This window comes from Treponema sp. Marseille-Q3903, from assembly GCF_014334335.1.
Taxonomy (GTDB): Bacteria; Spirochaetota; Spirochaetia; order Treponematales; family Treponemataceae; genus Treponema_D.
This window is the reverse complement of record NZ_JACSEU010000001.1, coordinates 1,832,805-1,850,682: the sequence shown is the minus strand read 5'-3', so window position 1 is coordinate 1,850,682 and position 17,878 is coordinate 1,832,805. Positions and strand designations below refer to the sequence as shown.

The window sequence follows — 17,878 nt, the reverse complement described above, 5'->3', positions numbered from 1 at the left end:
AAAAAACGTGTTGACTTTAGCGTTTTTTAGTATAAAATGGTCGTAAGTGGGAAAAAGTGGTAATAAGTGGTAATAAATGGGGTTTAGCTTGTTGACTGGTGAATACAATAATACAATCGATGATAAGGGCAGAGTCTCATTCCCTGCGAAATTGAGAACTGCCGTAAATCAGAATGTACTTATGGTCACTAAAGGCTTAGACCGCTGTTTATGGCTTTTTACCACAGAAGAATGGGAGTCTTTTCAGATGAAACTTATGAGTAATGCTTCTATGATGAAGAGCAGAAGCCTTAATGTTGCAAGGCATTTTATTGCTCCTGCACAGCCAGTTGAATTTGATAAAAACGGTCGCCTTTCTATCCCTCAGAGTCTGCGCGAATATGCAAATCTTTCAAAAGATTGCACTGTCCTTGGAATTGCAAAATACATGGAATTATGGGATTCACAGACTTATAAAGAATACCTGGATGCAACAGAGGAATCATTCCGCGATGCAGCAGAAGAATTTAATGATATAAATTTTTGATTAAATTAAAATGGGTGGAAAAAAGTGGAAATCGTACACACTCCGGTTTTGTTAAATGAGTGTTTAACTTATCTTTCTCCTGTAGGTGAACCGTATGAAAAAAATGCGGTTATGATTGATTCTACACTCGGAGAAGGCGGTCATACATATAATTTTCTCAAAAAATATCCGGGACTTCTTGTTATCGGACTTGACGCCGACAAAGTGATTCAAGCTCGCGCAAAAGAAAGGCTTTCGGAATTTGACGGAAGAGTTATTTTTTACAATGGCTGGTTTAACGACTTCTATAAAAGCTATCCTCCTGAATATAAAAAACCCGACATCATCCTTTTTGACCTTGGAATTTCAGTTTTTCATTATGAAAAGTCAGAGCGCGGTTTTAGTTTTCGTCACGATGAAAAACTCGATATGCGGCTGGATTCCTCTTCCGAATCATCTGCGCAAGATTTGGTCAATGAACTTTCTGAAGAAAAACTTGCCGATTTGATTTATCTCTATGGTGAAGAAAAATTCAGCCGTCGCATTGCGAAGGCGATTGTCGAAGCCCGCCGTAACGGAAAAATAGAATCGTCAAAAGCTCTCGCCAATATTATCTGGGACGCCGTGCCTGTACATTACAGATACGGGAATATCCATCCTGCGACAAGAGCGTTTCAGGCGCTTCGAATTGCTGTAAACAGCGAATTAAAACGTCTTCCTGAGGCGCTTCACAACGCTTTTAACGATTTGAATTGTGGCGGAAAGATGGGTGTGATCACGTTTCACTCGCTTGAAGATAGAATTGTAAAAAATTATTTTAGAAATCTTGGAAAGCAGTGCGTTTGTCCACCGGAAATTGCAGTTTGCCGTTGCGGTGGAAAGCAATGCGCCCAAATCATCACGCGTAAACCTGTCGTTCCTTCGCAAGAGGAAATAAAAACAAATTCTCCTTCCAGAAGTGCAAAATTTAGAGTTGTAAGAAAACTCAGGAACGCTACTGAATTTCATCTTGAGGGAGTTGTCGGTTACTGATGAAAAAAGGTGCTTTTAAATATCTTATTGTCAAATTTCTCTTTTGTCTTTGCGTCCTTGCGATTCCTTTTGTTCTGTGCCTTTATGCCGCTCAAGCTAGGCGTTATTCGGAATTGACTCGCGAAATCGTAGAACTCGAGCGAAAGCAGGAAAAATTAATTGAGGAAAATAAAAGGCTTGTGAGCGATATCGCCGTTCTTTCAAGTTCGGACAGAATCGAAAAAATTGCAGTCGAAGAACTCGGAATGCACAAAGCAGAAACTGAAGACATCGTACGTGTTGAGATGACAGGGGAGAAAAAATAAAATGGAAAGTTCTTTGTTGACAGCACGGCAGTTGTTGACGGCGGTGAATGGAAAGCCCGTCGGTGCACAAAAAAAAGATGATGTGTTTTTTTTGACTGTTGAGACTGACAGCCGCAATGTAAAACCGAAAACTTTTTGCATGTTTGTCCCGCTTGTCGGAGAATTTCAGGACGGTCACAAGTACATCCCTGAAGTCCTCGAAAAAGATGCCTCTGTCATCTTGTTGAATGAATCTGAATACGAAAAAAACTTTCAAAAATACGAAGAGTTTGCACGAAAATATCCAAAGACTTTTTTTGTCCGTGTAAAAAACACGTTGCATGCCCTGCAAGATGCGGCAGAGTGCTATGTCTGTAATCGTTTTAAAAACATGATTCGTGTCAGCATCACAGGGTCAAACGGAAAAACTACAACTAAGGAAATGCTTGTTTCTGTCTGCAAAGAACATTTTGGTGCAAAAAATGTCGCTTACACAAAAGGCAATTTTAATTCAGAAACAGGGCTCCCTCTTTCGGTGTTCCGCTGGAGTGGCAAAGAAAAAATTGGAATATTTGAGATGGGCATGAACCGTGAAAATGAAATCGGCGAAATCTCAAAAATTCTAAAATCAGAATTTGGGATAATAACGAACATCGGCACTGCACACATAGGCATCCTTGGAAGCCGTGAAAAAATTGCGGCAGAGAAACGAAAATCATTTGATTATATTCAAAAAAACGGTGCGGCTTTTGTAAATGCGTCAGATGAGTTTGCGGATTTTTGCACATCTGATGTAAAAGGCGAAGTCATAAAATTCGGACGTGGAGTTTGGGAAGAAAAAAACGGAGTTTGTTTTCTTGAAGATAAAGGTTTGTACGGAAATTTATTTACAGTCGATGGGATTGAAATTCTGCTTCCTATTCCCGGCGAGTACAATTACATAAACTCTCTCGGAGTGATTGCGTGTGCGAAGAAGCTCGGCATAACAGCACAGGAAATTAAACGTGGTCTTGAAAATTTTGCTGCAGTTTCAGGGCGGATGGAAATAAAGCTCGTTGAACTTAAAAACGGCAAAAAAGTCTCTGTCATTGAAGACTGCTACAATGCGAATTTCGACTCAATGTCTATGGCGATTGACTTTTGTGATGAGCTAAAAAAAGTCGGCAAAAAAATTTTTGTCCTTGCAGATATGAAAGAACTAGGAAACTCTTCAAAAACGATGCACGAAAATGTCGGTAGGAAACTGAATGAAGTTCACCCTGATTTTGTGTTTTTAGTAGGCACGGAAATGAAAGCTACTTATGAAATTCTTGATAATAAAGACAATGCTCTTTTGTTTGAATGTTCTAACGAAAAAACATTTAGCGAAATTGCAGATAAAATCTGTAAAATTGCAAAAGACGGCGATGTGATTTTGCTCAAAGGTTCTCACAGCATGGAATTGGAAAAACTTGTCCCAATTCTGCAAAAGGAGGCTGAATAATATGGAACAGTTTACGTTTTACGCAAATAGACCGTCAGAAAATTACAACAAAATAGATATGTGGATGATGGCTTCCGTTCTCCTTTTGTGGGGATTCGGGATATTTACGCTTTTCGTGTGTACGCAGAATTACGGTTTAAGGCAATTTAATGATTCTCTTTATTTTGTAAAACGCCAGCTGATTTCTTCGCTTATCGGGTTTATATTATTTTTTGGATTTATATTTACTGACATAAGAATAATAAGAAAGATGATCGCAGTGATTGTCATCGTCTCTATCATCCTCTGCCTTATGACTTTTATATCTCCGCTCGCAATCACAAGAAATGGAGCTCGGCGATGGCTAAAAATGCCGGGCGGGTTCACTTTTCAACCATCGGAATTGATAAAATTCAGCCTTATATTGTTTCTCGCCAATTATTTTGACAAACAGGAAAAAATTGAAAATCCTGAAAACAAAACCGTCTTTCAGAGCGTACTCGGACTCTGTATATGCGTCTGCGTTGTCTTTGCACAAAAAGATTTTTCTACCGGTGTTTTTGTAACGCTGATTGGAATTTTGATGTTTTTTGTAACTGGACAAAAACTTTTGTGGATTTTACCGTTCGGGATTATCGCATTGCCTGCTATCTCCTTGATGGTAGTTTTAGAGTCGTTCCGCATTCAACGCGTGATAGGTTGGATAAGACCAGATGACTTTGCTTCAGGCATAAATTATCAAGCAATTGCTGCAAAACGTGCAATCAGTGCAGGCGGGTTGTGGGGAAGCGGAATTGGAGTCGGTCTTTCGAGAATAAACAGTATTCCTGAAGTTCAGGCAGATTACATTTTTGCAGGATGGTCTGAAGCGATGGGATTTGCCGGCGTGATAGCTTACTTTGCAATGCTTTCATTTTTTGCGTGGCGCGGTTACAAAACTGCTCTTCGTTGCCCAGAGAGGTTTTCTGCATATTCTGCGTTCGGCTGCGTTTCAATCATAGTGTTGCAGTCGCTTGTCAATACAATGGTAGTAGGTGGGTTGCTCCCTGCGACGGGAATCAATCTTCCGTTTTTTTCATTGGGCGGCTCTTCAATCATTGTGACGCTTGCGATGTGCGGATTTATTTTGAATACTTCGCGGTGTGAAAAAATAAGTGAAAAAAATACAGGACGTGACGAAATTTATATTGACTCACTTACATATTTATAACTTATTGAAGAAACCTGTTTTATATAAAAGGCGGAAATGAAAAAATGAGTGATATGAGTTTATTAGTTGATGATGATTTGCTTAATGACGACTATTTTGTCAGCCCTGCAGATATTGTGATGACAGAGACAGATGAAAAAGCAAACAAAAAAATCAGCTTTATTAAAGTTTTATTCTGCGTGCTCTGTTTTCTTTTGTTAGGGGAATTAGTCGTATACAAATACATAATGCCCGCCTTTGCGAGTCCTAAAGTTACCGTTTTCGGGCAAAAAAATTATTCACCGGCAGAAATCGCTGCAAAACTTTTGCCGATGAACAGTGCCAATTGGTTTGATTTCGATGTTGAAATGGCAGCGGCAATTCTCTCTTCCGAAGCCGGAATTGAAAATGTCATTGTAGAAAAGCGCTTTCCTGATAAAATTCTTATAAATATTGAAGAACGAAAACCAGTCGCAGTGACATTTGTCCGCGTCGATGGTTTTACATCTGCAGTCCAGATTGACAAAAACGGTGTTCTTTTTCCTGCAAAAGAAGATTCAGTGTTCGATTCAGCGACAGTTCCGATCATTTCAGGACTTCCAGTTGAATATATGGCTCAGGGAATGAGAATACCAGGTAAATATCGACCGCTTATCGATCAAATTTCAAAAATTGCAGCGCTTCCACAAAATTATTTTGCAAGTATTTCAGAGATATGTGTACTTCCAAAAGAGTATGGTAACTATGAGTTAGCTCTTATTCCGTCTCAAGCCCGCGTAAAAGTTATTACCGACCGTGCATTGAATGAAGACGCATTAAAGTATATGATGGTAGTATTGGATATTGTAAACCAGATTGGAACTGACGTGTCTGAAGTTGATTTGCGTTATGGTTCAGTTTCATACGTCACTAAGGGGTTAGATTAAAAAAAATGGCAGACGGAAAAATTGTTGGTCTTGACATAGGAACCAGTGAAATTAGAGTTGCAATAGGAGAAGTTGACCCTGAAACCGGAAATGTTCAAATTGCAGGCACTGCATCACGAAAATCAGCAGGGCTTAGAAACGGCGTAATCGTAAACATTGAAGATGCAAAAAATGCAATAAAAGAAGCTATCGATGCTGCTGAGCAGAACGCTGGGACGACAGTTGAGTCTGTTGTAACTGCAATCGGCGGTTCACAGATTGAAAGCCAAAATTCACGCGGAACTGTCCCTGTCACTGGGTCAAACAAATCCGACAAAGAAGTTTCTCGAGCTGATGTAGAGCGTGTTATTCAATATTCTACAGCGATAAAAGTTCCTGATGACCGTGAAAAGCTTCATGTAATCCCTCAAGAATATATTGTAGATGGTGTAGGTGGCATTCAAGACCCAATACATCGAATTGGAATTCGCCTTGAAGCAAAAGTTCATATTGTCACGGCGGCAAAAACAATTATTCAAATTATCCGCTCCTGTATTCAGCGTGCAGATTATAACCTGGACGCTGTGTGGCTGAAGACTCTGGCGCAAACTCAGTCAGTCTGCCATCAAGATGAGATGGAACTTGGTTCGATTTTGGTTGACCTCGGAGCCGGCACGACAGATGCTCTCCTTTTATACAAAGGCGCTCCTGTGGCGACGGCATCTATTCCGGTTGGCGGAAATCTTGTAACTAACGATATACAGATTGTGACGGGAATCTCTAATTCAAATGCAGAGCTGATAAAAGTCCAGCATGGCTGTTGTTGGCTCCCCGATATAACACCTGAAAACGATATGCAGATTGTCGTGCCCGGAGTCGGCGGTCGTGACCCTGATATTATAATGCAGTCTCAACTTTGCCAGATTATTCAAGCGCGCATGGAACAGATTTTTACTATGGTGAAATCTGCAATCATCAGAAATACGAACGAACCGATCAGTCAGCTTACAGGAAATATCATCCTTACTGGTGGAGGAGCGATGATGCAAGGTGTTTTAGATCTTGCGCAGTCAGTTTTTCAAACTTCATCTGTCAGAATTGGAATTCCTGAAGACCTTGGCGGAGTTGAAAAAGATTACCGCAGACCTGATTATGCAACTGTGATAGGACTTGTGCTTGCAAATAAATCGCTCGCGCAGAGCAAAGATAATCGCAAGCACGGTAAAGTGCATAGTTCAAAACCCGAAAAACGGAAGAGCGGTGAAAGCAAATTAAAGAAAATATTTAAATCGTTTTTTTAATTATATATAAAAAAAGGGGATGCTTGGGAAAGCATGATGGGAGGATTTATGGGACTTGGTATTTCGATTGTAAAAGATGAATCTGATTTTGAAATTGTTCAGCCGCAGGAACAATCTGATTTTTGCAGTTGTCCGACTGTAATCAAAGTTGTAGGTTGTGGCGGCGGAGGCTCAAACGCTGTCAACAGAATGATTTCTCGCGATTTAAGCAACGTTGAATTTATTGTTTTAAATACAGACCTACAGGCGCTCAGCCGTTCAAATGCAAAAACAAAACTTCCGATTGGACAGAAAGTTACAAAAGGTCTTGGAGCCGGAGGAAAACCTGAAGTTGGACAACAGGCTGCCGAAGAAGATAAGGAACTTATAACAAATGTCCTTCGCGGTGCAGACATGGTGTTTATAACAGCCGGAATGGGAGGAGGAACAGGAACAGGTTCCGCTCCTGTAGTCGCACGGATTGCAAAGGAGCTAGGCTGTCTGACAGTTGCTGTCGTTACAACTCCTTTTATTTTTGAAGGAAATGTTCGTATGCGTCAGGCAAAAGAGGGGCTTGTAAAGCTTCACGAGCAAGTAGACTCTCTGATCGTTATTCCGAATGAGCAGCTTTTTAAACATATCGACAAAAATCTCACTGTAAAAGAATCGTTTAAAAAAGCTGATGAAGTCCTTTGTCAAGGCGTCGAAGGTATTTCAAACATAATCGTAAATCCCGGCGATGTAAACACCGACTTTGCTGATGTTCACAATGCGATGTCAGGACAGGGAAACGCAATATTTGGTATTGGAGTAGGCGAAGGTGAAAACCGTGCGACAGATGCTGCATACGACGCAATTCACAATCCGATGCTCGAAAATTCAAAAATCGATGGCGCAAAAAATCTTCTTATCAATATATGTGCATCTGAAGAAATTAAACTTTCCGAAGTCGGCGAAATATGCAAGATTGTCACAGCTTCCGCTGATCCAAATTACAACATGTTCTGGGGTCAAGTTACACAACCTGAACTCGGTGACAAAATCAGCGTAACAGTAATTGCTACAGGTTTTGAAAGAAGCGCCGGCGAAGAAGACGAAAGCTATTTGATGACAGAAAAAAAATCAGAACCTGCTAGACCACGTCCCGACAATGTCGTAAGCACTTCTGAATTGGACAGCATTTTGAACGGAAAATCAGGTTTGCCATCAGCAGCTTCTTTAGGCGGAGAATTTGTTTCACGCAAAAGTTATTCAGAAAACAAAGATGGAAAAGAAAAACTCGGAATATTGAACAACGAGAAAAGCCCTGCGATGACACCAACGCTCAAATCTTTTGCGCCTCCGGCAGACTTTGTTCCTGATGAAAACGATTTGACAAAGCCTCCTGTATGGAACAACATTTCAAAACCGGACTTTGGCAGCACGATAAATTTGCGAGACTGAAAATTTTTATCAGACATAAAAATTTCAGATGATATCGGATGACAATAGAAAATTTTTTAAATCAGTTTTATACGGATTTAATTTTAGTAAAGAGAGATTCTGAACAGACGGCAGTGACTTATAAAATTTCAGCAGAAGAGTTTTTGAACTGGCTTTCAACTGAAAAAATTAAGTTAAAAGATGTTTCCGTTCAGAATTTATTTTATTATTTTATTAAGAGACAGACCGATGGTGCATCTGAATTGACAATTGCAAAAGATATCTCGGGAATCCGCGCTCTCGGGGATTTTCTTGTGCGCAAAAAAATGTGGGAAGAAAATCATGCGCTTTTGCTGGAAAAGCCAAAAGCGAGCCGTCACTTGCCGAAAGTTCTTACAGTTGAACAGATTGAGGCATTGCTCGATTCAATCGATGTAAAAACGCTCAGCGGTAAGCGTGATGATGCATTGTTCGAACTTATTTATTCATGCGGATTGCGGATAAGCGAAGCCTGCACTTTGCTTATAGCAAACGTTCATCTTGAGGAGCGTTTTATCCTTGTTCACGGAAAAGGCGATAAGGAGAGAATTGTTCCGTTTGGGCAAAGGGCGTATGAAAAGATTGTAATTTATATAGATGAAGTGCGCCCGAAGTTGACTCGAGGTAGAAATGTTCCCGAGTTATTTGTAAATTATAAAGGTAAAGCGATTTCCAGAAAAGGTGTTTGGAAGCGTTTTAAGGAATTGGAAAAGATGAGTGGAATAAGTGCAAAAGTTCACACGTTGCGCCACTCGTTTGCAACGCATCTGCTTTCCGGCGGAGCAGATCTTCGTTCGGTACAGGAACTGCTTGGTCACAGCGATTTGAGTACAACTACGATATACACTCATGTAACTGATAACCAGCTCGAAAGTGCCCATGGAAAATATTTTAAGTAAAAAGCTAAAAAGACGACAAAAAGCGACAAAAAGATGATAAAAAAAACGACAAAAAAGGTTTTCCTTTTTAAAATAAAAAAATGAATATGCAAAAACGTCCAAAAACACCTTATGCTAGACAGGCGGGTGGACAGTTTTTTTTACAATCAGCAGGAGGCTTGGAAATGAAGAGAAAATTATGTTCAATTATCGGCGGAACTTTTTTAGCGATCGCTTTGTGTTCTTGTGGAGTTTCAAATAAATCGATTATCCGCCAGCAAAAAATTGAAGAAGGGGTTTCCAATCCGACTACTGTTGAAGAACTAAAATATGCAATTGAAAAATATCAAAAAAGGGTGGCAGATACTCAGCTTGCCCAGAGTCAGATCGGAATATGGTATAAAATTCTAGGTACACGCTACCTTGATACAAAAATGTACGGCGAAGCTTTGAAATGCTTTCAGGAAGCTCTGAAATATTATCCTGATAACCAAAATCTTTATTATTATGTAGGAGTTTGTGCAGGCTACATGTCGCACACAGCGCTAGATTTTGGCGGAACAGGCTCGACCGAACAAAGATATAATTATCTGAAACTTGCCGAATCAGCGTATTTACGCGCAATCACGATTGAAGAAAGGTACGTTCGCGCATTATACGGACTTGGTGTACTTTATGTATTTGAACTTGAAGAACCGCAAAAGGCAATCCCTTATCTTGAAAAAGCACTGACAATTGATACTAAAAATCTTGATGCGATGTTTGTTTTAGCACGCGCATACTATTCAAACTACGAATTCGATAAAGCAGCTGATATGTATGACAAGATTATCGCTACGACAAAATCTGCAAAGACAAAAGCAACCGCAGAGGAGAATAAAAAAACAGTACTCGATGCAGCTTACCAAAACTAATTTACAAGAAAAACTCGACAGCGAAAAGCTTCTTTTGAACTTGTCGTTAGGACGAATCACTTTTCTTTCGTTTGATGATAAGAAAATTTTACAAAAAAAACTTGACAGCCCTCGCGCCCTTGCATTAATGTCTATAGAAGAAATATTTCAAGCTACGGGCAATAGTCAAAAGAAAACTGTCTGTTGGAACGGTGAAAAAAATCTGCATGAAGCACAGCTCGCAGCCTTTCGCTGTAAAACGATGGGCATAAAAGTTGTCGATCACTCTGATGAAAAATATCCGGAATTGCTAAGACAGATTGAAGATCCTCCATTCCTTTTGTTTTGCCGAGGAGATATAGATATCCTTACTGAACGCAGCGTTTCTGTTGTTGGAACAAGACGGCTTTCACCAACCGGGAAAAAATCTGCGCACGATTTTGCATACGATGCCGTCAAAGACGGATGCAACGTTGTAAGCGGACTTGCAAATGGAGCGGACGGCTGGGCACATCAGGGGGCAATCGATGCATATTTTGATGCGGATGCAAACGACGATGATTGCGGTCAGATTGGACACACGATCGCAGTTTTGCCGAGCGCTATTGACGACATTGTTCCTGCTAATCATCGGAAAATGGCAGGTCAGATAATTCAGACAGGCGGTTGCCTTATAAGTGAGTATGAACCTGGCACCGTGACTGCGAAATGGCACTTTGTCGCACGCAACAGGCTTATAGCGGGGCTTTCTCCAGCCACTGTCGTTGTTGAAGCTCCCGCCGGGAGCGGAGCGCTCATTACTGCTGATTTTGCAACAGATTACAATCGTGATGTGATGTTTCATAAGTCGACTTTTTGTGATTTTGCAAAACAAATTGCGGTTTCTTCTAAAGAGGAGCTTGAAAAAAAATTTTGTGAAGGAAAAGTCAGCAAGTATAAAATGGGAAACACGCCGGAAAAATATCTTTTGTCAGGTGCTTTTGTTGTTGAAGACTATAAAGATTATTGTAAAGCGTTGACAGAAATACCCGGGAAACGGAATAATCAGATTGTCGAATATATACAGCAAAGTTTTTTTGAGGAAAAATAAATGGCAGTAAAGAAAAATGTTAAGAAGGCTAAAGAAAAAAAGTCTCAGATTCTTGTGATCGTAGAGTCTCCGACAAAAGCTCACACAATTGAAAAATATCTTGGACCGGGCTATGTAGTTCTCGCCTCTGTAGGTCACCTTATAGATTTGCCGAAATCTCGAATGGCTATAGATATAGAGAACGGATTCCAGCCTGAATACATCACAGTTCGTGGAAAAGCAAAACTTTTGAAGGAATTACAAAAGGAAGCGAAAAAGTCAGACGCTGTCCTTCTTGCATCGGATAACGACCGTGAAGGAGAGGCAATTGCATGGCATTTGAACAACGCTCTGAAAGAAAAAACTTCTGCACCTATAAGCAGAATAGTATTCAATGAAATAACTCCTGCGGCAATCACAGAAGCCGTAAAGCATCCCGGCGAAATTGTTGAATCTAAAGTCAATGCGCAAAAAGCCAGAAGGGTTCTTGACCGCCTTGTAGGTTATAATTTGAGTCCGCTGCTTTGGGTAAAAGTTAAAAACGGACTTTCGGCAGGGCGCGTACAGTCTGTTGCCTTGAGGCTGATATGTGAACGTGAGCAGGAAGTCGAAAATTTTCTGCCGGAAGAATATTGGTCACTCGACGCAGATTTTACAAAAGGAAAATCCTCTTTTACGGCTCAGCTTGTAAAATATAAAGGAGAGGCGCCTGAACTTAAATCAGAAGATGATGTAAAAGAAATTGTGGAGAAGATAAAAAATTCTCCTTGCAAAGTTACTTCAATCAAAAAAACTGAAAAAACAGTTCGTCCAAAACCGCCTTTTACAACTTCAAAACTTCAGCAGGCTGCTGCGAACAGGCTCGGTTTTACTTCGCGCAAGACAATGCAGATTGCACAGCAGCTTTATGAAGGTATTCAGATTGGTGCAAATCACGTCGGACTTATCACTTATATGCGTACAGATTCCGTTCGTATTTCAGAAACTGCGTTAGCTGATGTCCGCGACTGGATTTCAAAAAATTATCCCGGTGATTTACCGAATGAGGCAATCCACTATTCTGTAGGAAAAGCTGCACAAGATGCTCACGAAGGTATTCGCCCGACTTACGCAAGTTACACGCCGGAATCTATCAAAGAATATTTAAACCACGACCAATTCCGCCTTTACTCGATTATTTGGGAACGTTTTATCTCTTCTCAGATGAACAACGCAAAAATGCTGACTACGTCGCTCGAAATTGAAGCGGGAGATGCTTTGTTCCGTGTTGCTTCAAGCAAGATTTCTGAAAAAGGTTTCTACCATGTAATAAAAGTCCTTTCGTCAAAAGAAGAAAAATCAAGTTCACTTCCAGCTGTCAAAGAAGGCGAAGAACTCAATGTAGATAATTTTCATCCTGAGCAGCATTTTACACAAGGACCTGCACGATATACTGATGCTTCGATTGTAAGAATGCTTGAAGAAAAAGGAATAGGTCGTCCGTCAACTTATGCTACGATTATTTCTGTTTTGCTCGACCGTTATTATGTAACTCGCTCAAACAAACAGCTCGTCCCAACTCAGCTTGGAAAAATGATAAACAAGATTCTAGTAGAAAGTTTTCCATCTGTCATCAACGAAGAATTTACGGCACAAGTTGAAAACGATCTTGATAAAGTTGAAGAAGGTCAACTTGTCTGGAATAACATCATCAAAGAATTTTACGAGCCTTTTAAAAATCGTGTTGACGATGTCATGGAACACCAGGAAAGCATCAAAGGATTTTTAGATGAGAAAACTGACAAAGTTTGCGAGCTGTGCGGAAAACCGATGATAAAAAAACTCGGACGTTTTGGATTTTTCCTTGCATGCTCAGGATTCCCGGAATGCCACAATACAAAATCGATTCCGCTTGCTAAATGTCCATGCAAAGGTTGTAACGGTGAAATTGTTGAACGCAAGACAAAAGGACGCGGAAAATCATTCTACGGCTGCACAAATTATCCGACTTGTACATTTATTTCACATTTCAAACCGATAGACCAATATTGTCCAAAGTGCGGTTGGTTCCTTGTTGAAAAATATGACAAAAAAAATGGTGCATATAAATCGTGCATCAACCCTGACTGCGATTACTTGCACTCAGCTGAAAAAGAAGAAACAATTGCTCATGATGAAAGCGAAGAGTAAAGCTTGTGAAAAGATGATTTAATTTTTCTTGCAAAATCCCCGAAGCGTGTTAGACTGTTGATAGTTCTACTCTCATTCTAAAACGTTAGGGGATATTTTATGTCTAAAAAGTATATTATTTCGCTCGATGAAGGGACAACTTCGTGCAGAGCTGTTCTTTATGACAAAGATGAAAAACCGCTTGGGTCTAAGCAACGTGAATTCGAACAGATTTATCCTCATCCAGGCTGGGTAGAACACGACCCTGAAGTTATCATCAAAAGTCAGCTAAAAACTTTGCAAAGCCTCATAATCGAAAATGAAATTAGACATGAAGAAATCGCTGCGATTGGAATCACGAATCAGAGAGAAACAGTCGTAATCTGGGATAAGAAAACAGGACGAGCTGTTTACAATGCTATAGTATGGCAGTGCAGGCGTACATCAGACTACTGTGAGCAATTGATAAGTCAAGGCTACACTGATATGGTTCGTCAAAAAACGGGACTTTTGATAGATGCATATTTTTCCGGCACAAAAATAAAATGGATACTCGACAATATTCCATCAGTTCGAGAAAGGGCTGAACGCGGTGAACTTCTCGCCGGTACAATAGACACATGGCTGATATGGAAGTTGAGCGGCGGCAAAGCCCATGTCACAGACTATACGAACGCAAGCCGGACAATGCTTTTTAATATTTACACCCTCGATTGGGATGACGAGCTTTTGAAGCTTTTGAATATTCCGCGCTGCCTCCTTCCTAAAGTTTGCGACTCTTCTAAAATTTACTGCAATACAGACCCCGAAATATGTGGATTTTCAGTTCCTATCGCATCTGCAATTGGAGACCAGCAGTCAGCTCTCTTTGGGCAAGGCTGTTTTAATAAGGGCGATGCAAAAAACACTTACGGTACAGGCTGTTTTATGCTCATGAACACAGGCGACAAACCTGTAGCTTCTAAACATCTTCTTACGACAATTGCGCTTGGAATGAACGGCAAAATTGAATACGCATTGGAAGGAAGTGTCTTCATAGGTGGTGCTGTGATAAAATGGCTTCGAGATGAAGTTCAGCTCATTTCATCAGCGCCTGAAATCGATAAACTTGCAGAATCTGTCCCGGATTCAAACGGGTGTTACCTTGTTCCTGCCTTTGTCGGGCTTGGAACGCCTTATTGGGATATGTATGCAAGAGGGACTATCGTCGGGCTTACGCGCGGTGTAAAAAAAGCGCATATCTGTAGAGCCGCTCTTGAAGGAATTGCGTACGAAGTTCGAGATGTTCTTGACACTATGGTTTTAGACTCTGGAACTCAGATTAATACATTGAATGTTGACGGCGGTGCAAGCGTCAGCGACATCATGATGCAGTTTCAAGCTGATATTTTAAATACGGATGTTTGTAGACCAAAAAACGTAGAGACAACTGCACTTGGAGCTGCGTTTTTGGCAGGACTTGCGACCGGATTTTGGAAAAGCAAAGAAGATATACTTTGCCGAAGAGAGACCGAGCGGTTGTTTAAACCTAAAATGACGGCTGCGCGCCGTGATGAACTTTACAGAGGTTGGAAAAAAGCTGTAGAGCGTGCAAAGAATTGGGAGAATTTGCAAAAATGATATATGATGTAGCGATAATCGGCGCCGGAATCACAGGCGCTTGTATTGCCCGAGAACTATCAAAATATAAGTTGAACATCTGCATGATAGAAAAATCTGATGACGTTTCAACCGGAACTTCTAAAGCAAATTCCGGAATTGTGCACGGCGGTTTTGATGCAAAGCCTGACACTCTGATGGCTAAATTAAATGTTCAAGGCTGTTCGATGTATCCTGACCTTTCCGAAAAACTCCACTTTGATTACAAAAACAACGGCTCTCTTGTAATATGTTTTTGCGACGAAGATATGGAGCAGATAAAAAATCTTTATGACCGTGGAGTAAAAAACGGCGTAAAAAAGATGAAAATAATAGATTCAAAAGAGCTGCATCAGCTTGAACCGAATATCTCTCAGGACGCTGTCGGTGCGTTGTTGTGCGAGTCTGCAGGAATTGTGAGCCCGTATCAGGCGGCTTGGGCGATTGCAGAAAACGCTGTCATAAACGGTGTAAAATTGTTTTTAGAGCACGAAGTTCATTCAATATCTGTTCCCGACAATAAGAACAAAGATTTTGTAATTCATACAGGGCAATGCGACATAACTTCAAAATGTGTCGTAAACGCCGCAGGGCTATATGCAGATAAAATCAGCGAGATGGCAGGCGCTCGCAAATACGTCATAAAACCTAGACGAGGCGAATATTACCTTCTCGACAATAAATGTGAAAACCTTGCACGCCATACATTGTTCCAACCGCCAAGCAAAATGGGTAAAGGCGTCCTCATCACACCGACAGTCGATGGAAACATTCTTTCGGGACCGACTGCGCAAGATTGTGACGACAAGGCTGCAACCGAGACGACTGCGGAAGGTCAACATCAGGTATTTTTAAAATCTGAAAAAACGATACCTGGCATTCCTCGTCGCAACGTTATCAATTCGTTTGCGGGAGTGCGTGCAATTGCATACAATCAGGATGGAACTGCTGTAAACGATTTTATAATAGAAGAAGACAAAGTTATTGAGCGTTTTATAAACGTCGGAGGAATATGTTCACCGGGTCTGACAGCTGCGCCTGCAATCGGGGTGTATGTTGCGGAACTTGTAAGCAATGCAATGAAAGTAAAATTTTCCTTAAATAAGAATTTTATTGAAGAGAGAATTGGAATTGAATCATTTAAGCATGCATCAAACGAACGCAAAGCTCAGCTTATCAAAGAAAATCATTTATACGGAAGAATAATCTGCCGCTGCGAATCAATCACAGAAGCCGAAATTGTCGCAGCAATCAATTCTCCAGTCGGCGCTTGTGACCTTGACGGTGTAAAAAGGCGCACAAGAGGCGGTATGGGACGATGTCAGGGCGGATTTTGTTCTCCGCGCATTACAGAAATCATCAGCCGCGAACGAAAAATCCCGATGACGAGCGTTACAAAAAGCGGCGGTTGTTCATATATCTTGAACTCTAAGACGAGATAGGCGGTGGCAGAATGAAGTACGACATTGTAGTTATAGGTGGAGGCCCTGCGGGAATGGCTGCCGCAATCGCTGCAAAAAAAGATGGGACAGATTCAATTTTGATTTTGGAACGGGACAGACGAATCGGAGGTATTTTGCTTCAATGCATTCACAATGGCTTTGGACTTCATTATTTTGGCGAGGAATTGACAGGCCCTGAATATGCGGCAAAGTTTTCTGATGAAATCGCTGCTCTCGGAATTGAATACAAAACAGACACAATGGTTTTGGAAGTAGCAAACAATGAAGATGGAACGCACTCAGTAACTGCTATCAATACTTTGGACGGTCTGCTCAACATTCAAGCTAAAGCGATTGTGCTTTCGATGGGCTGCCGCGAAAGAACTAGAGGCGCTTTGATTATTCCGGGCACTCGTCCTTCAGGAATTTTTACCGCAGGTGCTGCCCAGCGTTTTGTAAATATAGATGGTTATTTGCCAGGTAAAAAAGTTGTAATACTTGGTTCTGGGGACATAGGTCTGATAATGGCAAGGCGGCTGACGCTTGAAGGTGCGGAAGTAAAACTGATATGTGAAGTCATGCCGTTTAGCTCAGGATTGCGCCGCAACATTGTTCAGTGCGTCGAAAATTTCAACATTCCGCTTAAGTTCAGCCACACAATCACAAAAATTCACGGGAAAGACCGCCTTGAAGGAGTTTCTGTTGCCGCAGTTGATGCTGACCGAAAACCTATCATAGACACTGAAGAATATATCGAATGCGATACACTGCTTTTGTCTGTAGGATTGATTCCTGAAAATGAAATTTCTACAGGATGTGGAGTTTCAATAGATTCCTCTACATCAGGGCCGATTGTAAACGAACACATGCAGACTTCCGTATCGGGAATATTTGCATGCGGCAACACAGTTCATGTCCATGACCTTGTAGATTTTGTAACTAAGGAGAGCATAAGAGCCGGCAAAAACGCTTCAAGATATGTCCAGAATAAAATAAAAGACAACGGACGGCACGTAACGCTGCGTCCGGGAAACCGTGTTCGCTATACAGTGCCTCAGCATATTGAATCTACAGAAAGCGATGAAAATATTTCCATAATGTTTCGCAGCACAGATGTTTATAAAGATGTCTACATCGAAGTTTCAAGCAACGGTAAAAAAATTAAGTCGATGAAAAAAAAGGTAGTGCGACCGGGCGAAATGCAGGTTGTTGAGCTGACACCGGAACAACTTTTAGATGTAAAAGACAATCTTACTGTTTCGATAGAGCTTCCTCAGGAGGTATCAGAATAATGTCAGAAAAAATCAATATGACTTGTATCATCTGCCCGATGGGCTGCAACATGGAAGCGGAACTTGAGGATGGAAAAGTTGTTCTTGTAAAAGACAACGGCTGCCCTCGCGGAGCTGAATACGCTGCAAAAGAAATCATGAATCCTACAAGAACGCTCACTACAACAGTCGCAGTCGAAGGCGGAGAATTGCCTGTGGTTCCTGTAAAGTCAGCTGGAGAAGTGCCAAAAAAAATGTTGATGCAGTGCATGGAAGTTATTCGTCGGGCAAGCTGCAAAGCTCCTGTAAAGCGCGGAGAAATAATTATCCACGATATATTGGGAACAGGTGTCAACATAATTGCCTGCTCCGATTTAATTTAATTTTATCAAAATAAAGTTTATTGAGTTTTCATTTGCCG

General features: G+C 41.0%; 16 protein-coding genes. All 16 read left to right on the top strand.

The features are described 5' to 3' along the window. Positions 1 to 76 precede the first annotated feature (76 nt). The 16 genes from mraZ to H9I37_RS08315 all read left to right on the top strand — a co-directional run bounded on the left by mraZ (position 77) and on the right by H9I37_RS08315 (position 17,840). Entirely contained in the window at positions 77 to 526 is a 450-nt protein-coding gene (gene mraZ / locus H9I37_RS08390; protein WP_187382077.1) for a division/cell wall cluster transcriptional repressor MraZ, read from the top strand. Positions 527 to 550: 24 nt separating this feature from the next. Beyond that, on the top strand, positions 551 to 1,537 hold the full coding sequence (gene rsmH / locus H9I37_RS08385) for a 16S rRNA (cytosine(1402)-N(4))-methyltransferase RsmH (protein WP_187382075.1): 987 nt from the start codon (positions 551 to 553) through the stop codon (positions 1,535 to 1,537). Continuing rightward, positions 1,537 to 1,842, top strand: a complete 306-nt coding sequence (gene ftsL / locus H9I37_RS08380) for a cell division protein FtsL (RefSeq protein ID WP_187382073.1) — start codon at positions 1,537 to 1,539, stop codon at positions 1,840 to 1,842. The genes rsmH and ftsL overlap by 1 nt, the downstream gene beginning before the upstream one ends. Before the next feature lies 1 nt (position 1,843). Further along, complete coding sequence (locus H9I37_RS08375; RefSeq protein ID WP_187382071.1) at positions 1,844 to 3,304, top strand: UDP-N-acetylmuramoyl-tripeptide--D-alanyl-D-alanine ligase; 1,461 nt, start codon at positions 1,844 to 1,846, stop codon at positions 3,302 to 3,304. 1 nt (position 3,305) lies between these two features. Beyond that, on the top strand, positions 3,306 to 4,493 hold the full coding sequence (locus H9I37_RS08370; protein WP_187382069.1) for an FtsW/RodA/SpoVE family cell cycle protein: 1,188 nt from the start codon (positions 3,306 to 3,308) through the stop codon (positions 4,491 to 4,493). A gap of 53 nt (positions 4,494 to 4,546) precedes the next feature. Then, positions 4,547 to 5,398 (top strand): cell division protein FtsQ/DivIB, encoded by an 852-nt coding sequence (locus H9I37_RS08365; RefSeq protein ID WP_255422525.1) that lies wholly within the window; start codon positions 4,547 to 4,549, stop codon positions 5,396 to 5,398. Positions 5,399 to 5,403: 5 nt separating this feature from the next. Beyond that, the gene (ftsA, locus tag H9I37_RS08360; RefSeq protein WP_187382067.1) at positions 5,404 to 6,678 is read left to right on the top strand and encodes a cell division protein FtsA; all 1,275 of its coding nucleotides are present in this window, start codon (positions 5,404 to 5,406) and stop codon (positions 6,676 to 6,678) included. Positions 6,679 to 6,726: 48 nt separating this feature from the next. Continuing rightward, on the top strand, positions 6,727 to 8,100 hold the full coding sequence (gene ftsZ / locus H9I37_RS08355; protein ID WP_187382065.1) for a cell division protein FtsZ: 1,374 nt from the start codon (positions 6,727 to 6,729) through the stop codon (positions 8,098 to 8,100). Between the two features lie 38 nt (positions 8,101 to 8,138). After that, positions 8,139 to 9,017, top strand: a complete 879-nt coding sequence (locus H9I37_RS08350) for a tyrosine recombinase (RefSeq protein WP_187382063.1) — start codon at positions 8,139 to 8,141, stop codon at positions 9,015 to 9,017. A gap of 164 nt (positions 9,018 to 9,181) precedes the next feature. Continuing rightward, a complete protein-coding gene (locus H9I37_RS08345; protein ID WP_187382060.1) occupies positions 9,182 to 9,910 on the top strand; it encodes a tetratricopeptide repeat protein in 729 nt (242 codons plus the stop codon). Continuing rightward, on the top strand, positions 9,891 to 10,979 hold the full coding sequence (dprA, locus tag H9I37_RS08340; protein WP_187382059.1) for a DNA-processing protein DprA: 1,089 nt from the start codon (positions 9,891 to 9,893) through the stop codon (positions 10,977 to 10,979). The genes H9I37_RS08345 and dprA overlap by 20 nt, the downstream gene beginning before the upstream one ends. Beyond that, a complete protein-coding gene (topA, locus tag H9I37_RS08335) occupies positions 10,980 to 13,127 on the top strand; it encodes a type I DNA topoisomerase (protein ID WP_187382057.1) in 2,148 nt (715 codons plus the stop codon). It begins immediately after the preceding gene. 99 nt (positions 13,128 to 13,226) lie between these two features. Next, positions 13,227 to 14,726: a glycerol kinase GlpK gene (glpK, locus tag H9I37_RS08330; protein ID WP_187382055.1), complete on the top strand. Its 1,500-nt coding sequence runs from the start codon at positions 13,227 to 13,229 to the stop codon at positions 14,724 to 14,726. Further along, positions 14,723 to 16,186, top strand: coding sequence for an NAD(P)/FAD-dependent oxidoreductase (locus H9I37_RS08325; RefSeq protein WP_222864195.1), 1,464 nt, complete (start codon positions 14,723 to 14,725; stop codon positions 16,184 to 16,186). Before glpK ends, H9I37_RS08325 begins: the two co-directional genes overlap by 4 nt. A gap of 11 nt (positions 16,187 to 16,197) precedes the next feature. Further along, positions 16,198 to 17,478, top strand: a complete 1,281-nt coding sequence (locus H9I37_RS08320) for an NAD(P)/FAD-dependent oxidoreductase (protein ID WP_187382053.1) — start codon at positions 16,198 to 16,200, stop codon at positions 17,476 to 17,478. Further along, positions 17,478 to 17,840, top strand: coding sequence for a DUF1667 domain-containing protein (locus H9I37_RS08315; RefSeq protein ID WP_187382051.1), 363 nt, complete (start codon positions 17,478 to 17,480; stop codon positions 17,838 to 17,840). Before H9I37_RS08320 ends, H9I37_RS08315 begins: the two co-directional genes overlap by 1 nt. Positions 17,841 to 17,878 lie beyond the last annotated feature (38 nt).

Excerpts from the sequence above, each read along its gene's own strand:
- ftsA (WP_187382067.1), top strand. The coding sequence starts at position 5,404 with ATGGCAGACGGAAAAATTGTTGGTCTTGACATAGGAACCAGTGAAATT.
- dprA (WP_187382059.1), top strand. The coding sequence starts at position 9,891 with ATGCAGCTTACCAAAACTAATTTACAAGAAAAACTCGACAGCGAAAAG.
- H9I37_RS08320 (WP_187382053.1), top strand. The coding sequence starts at position 16,198 with ATGAAGTACGACATTGTAGTTATAGGTGGAGGCCCTGCGGGAATGGCT.
- H9I37_RS08345 (WP_187382060.1), top strand. The coding sequence starts at position 9,182 with ATGAAGAGAAAATTATGTTCAATTATCGGCGGAACTTTTTTAGCGATC.
- H9I37_RS08325 (WP_222864195.1), top strand. The coding sequence starts at position 14,723 with ATGATATATGATGTAGCGATAATCGGCGCCGGAATCACAGGCGCTTGT.
- H9I37_RS08370 (WP_187382069.1), top strand. The coding sequence starts at position 3,306 with ATGGAACAGTTTACGTTTTACGCAAATAGACCGTCAGAAAATTACAAC.
- H9I37_RS08365 (WP_255422525.1), top strand. The coding sequence starts at position 4,547 with ATGAGTTTATTAGTTGATGATGATTTGCTTAATGACGACTATTTTGTC.
- H9I37_RS08315 (WP_187382051.1), top strand. The coding sequence starts at position 17,478 with ATGTCAGAAAAAATCAATATGACTTGTATCATCTGCCCGATGGGCTGC.
- mraZ (WP_187382077.1), top strand. The coding sequence starts at position 77 with ATGGGGTTTAGCTTGTTGACTGGTGAATACAATAATACAATCGATGAT.
- topA (WP_187382057.1), top strand. The coding sequence starts at position 10,980 with ATGGCAGTAAAGAAAAATGTTAAGAAGGCTAAAGAAAAAAAGTCTCAG.
- ftsZ (WP_187382065.1), top strand. The coding sequence starts at position 6,727 with ATGGGACTTGGTATTTCGATTGTAAAAGATGAATCTGATTTTGAAATT.
- ftsL (WP_187382073.1), top strand. The coding sequence starts at position 1,537 with ATGAAAAAAGGTGCTTTTAAATATCTTATTGTCAAATTTCTCTTTTGT.
- glpK (WP_187382055.1), top strand. The coding sequence starts at position 13,227 with ATGTCTAAAAAGTATATTATTTCGCTCGATGAAGGGACAACTTCGTGC.
- H9I37_RS08375 (WP_187382071.1), top strand. The coding sequence starts at position 1,844 with ATGGAAAGTTCTTTGTTGACAGCACGGCAGTTGTTGACGGCGGTGAAT.
- H9I37_RS08350 (WP_187382063.1), top strand. The coding sequence starts at position 8,139 with ATGACAATAGAAAATTTTTTAAATCAGTTTTATACGGATTTAATTTTA.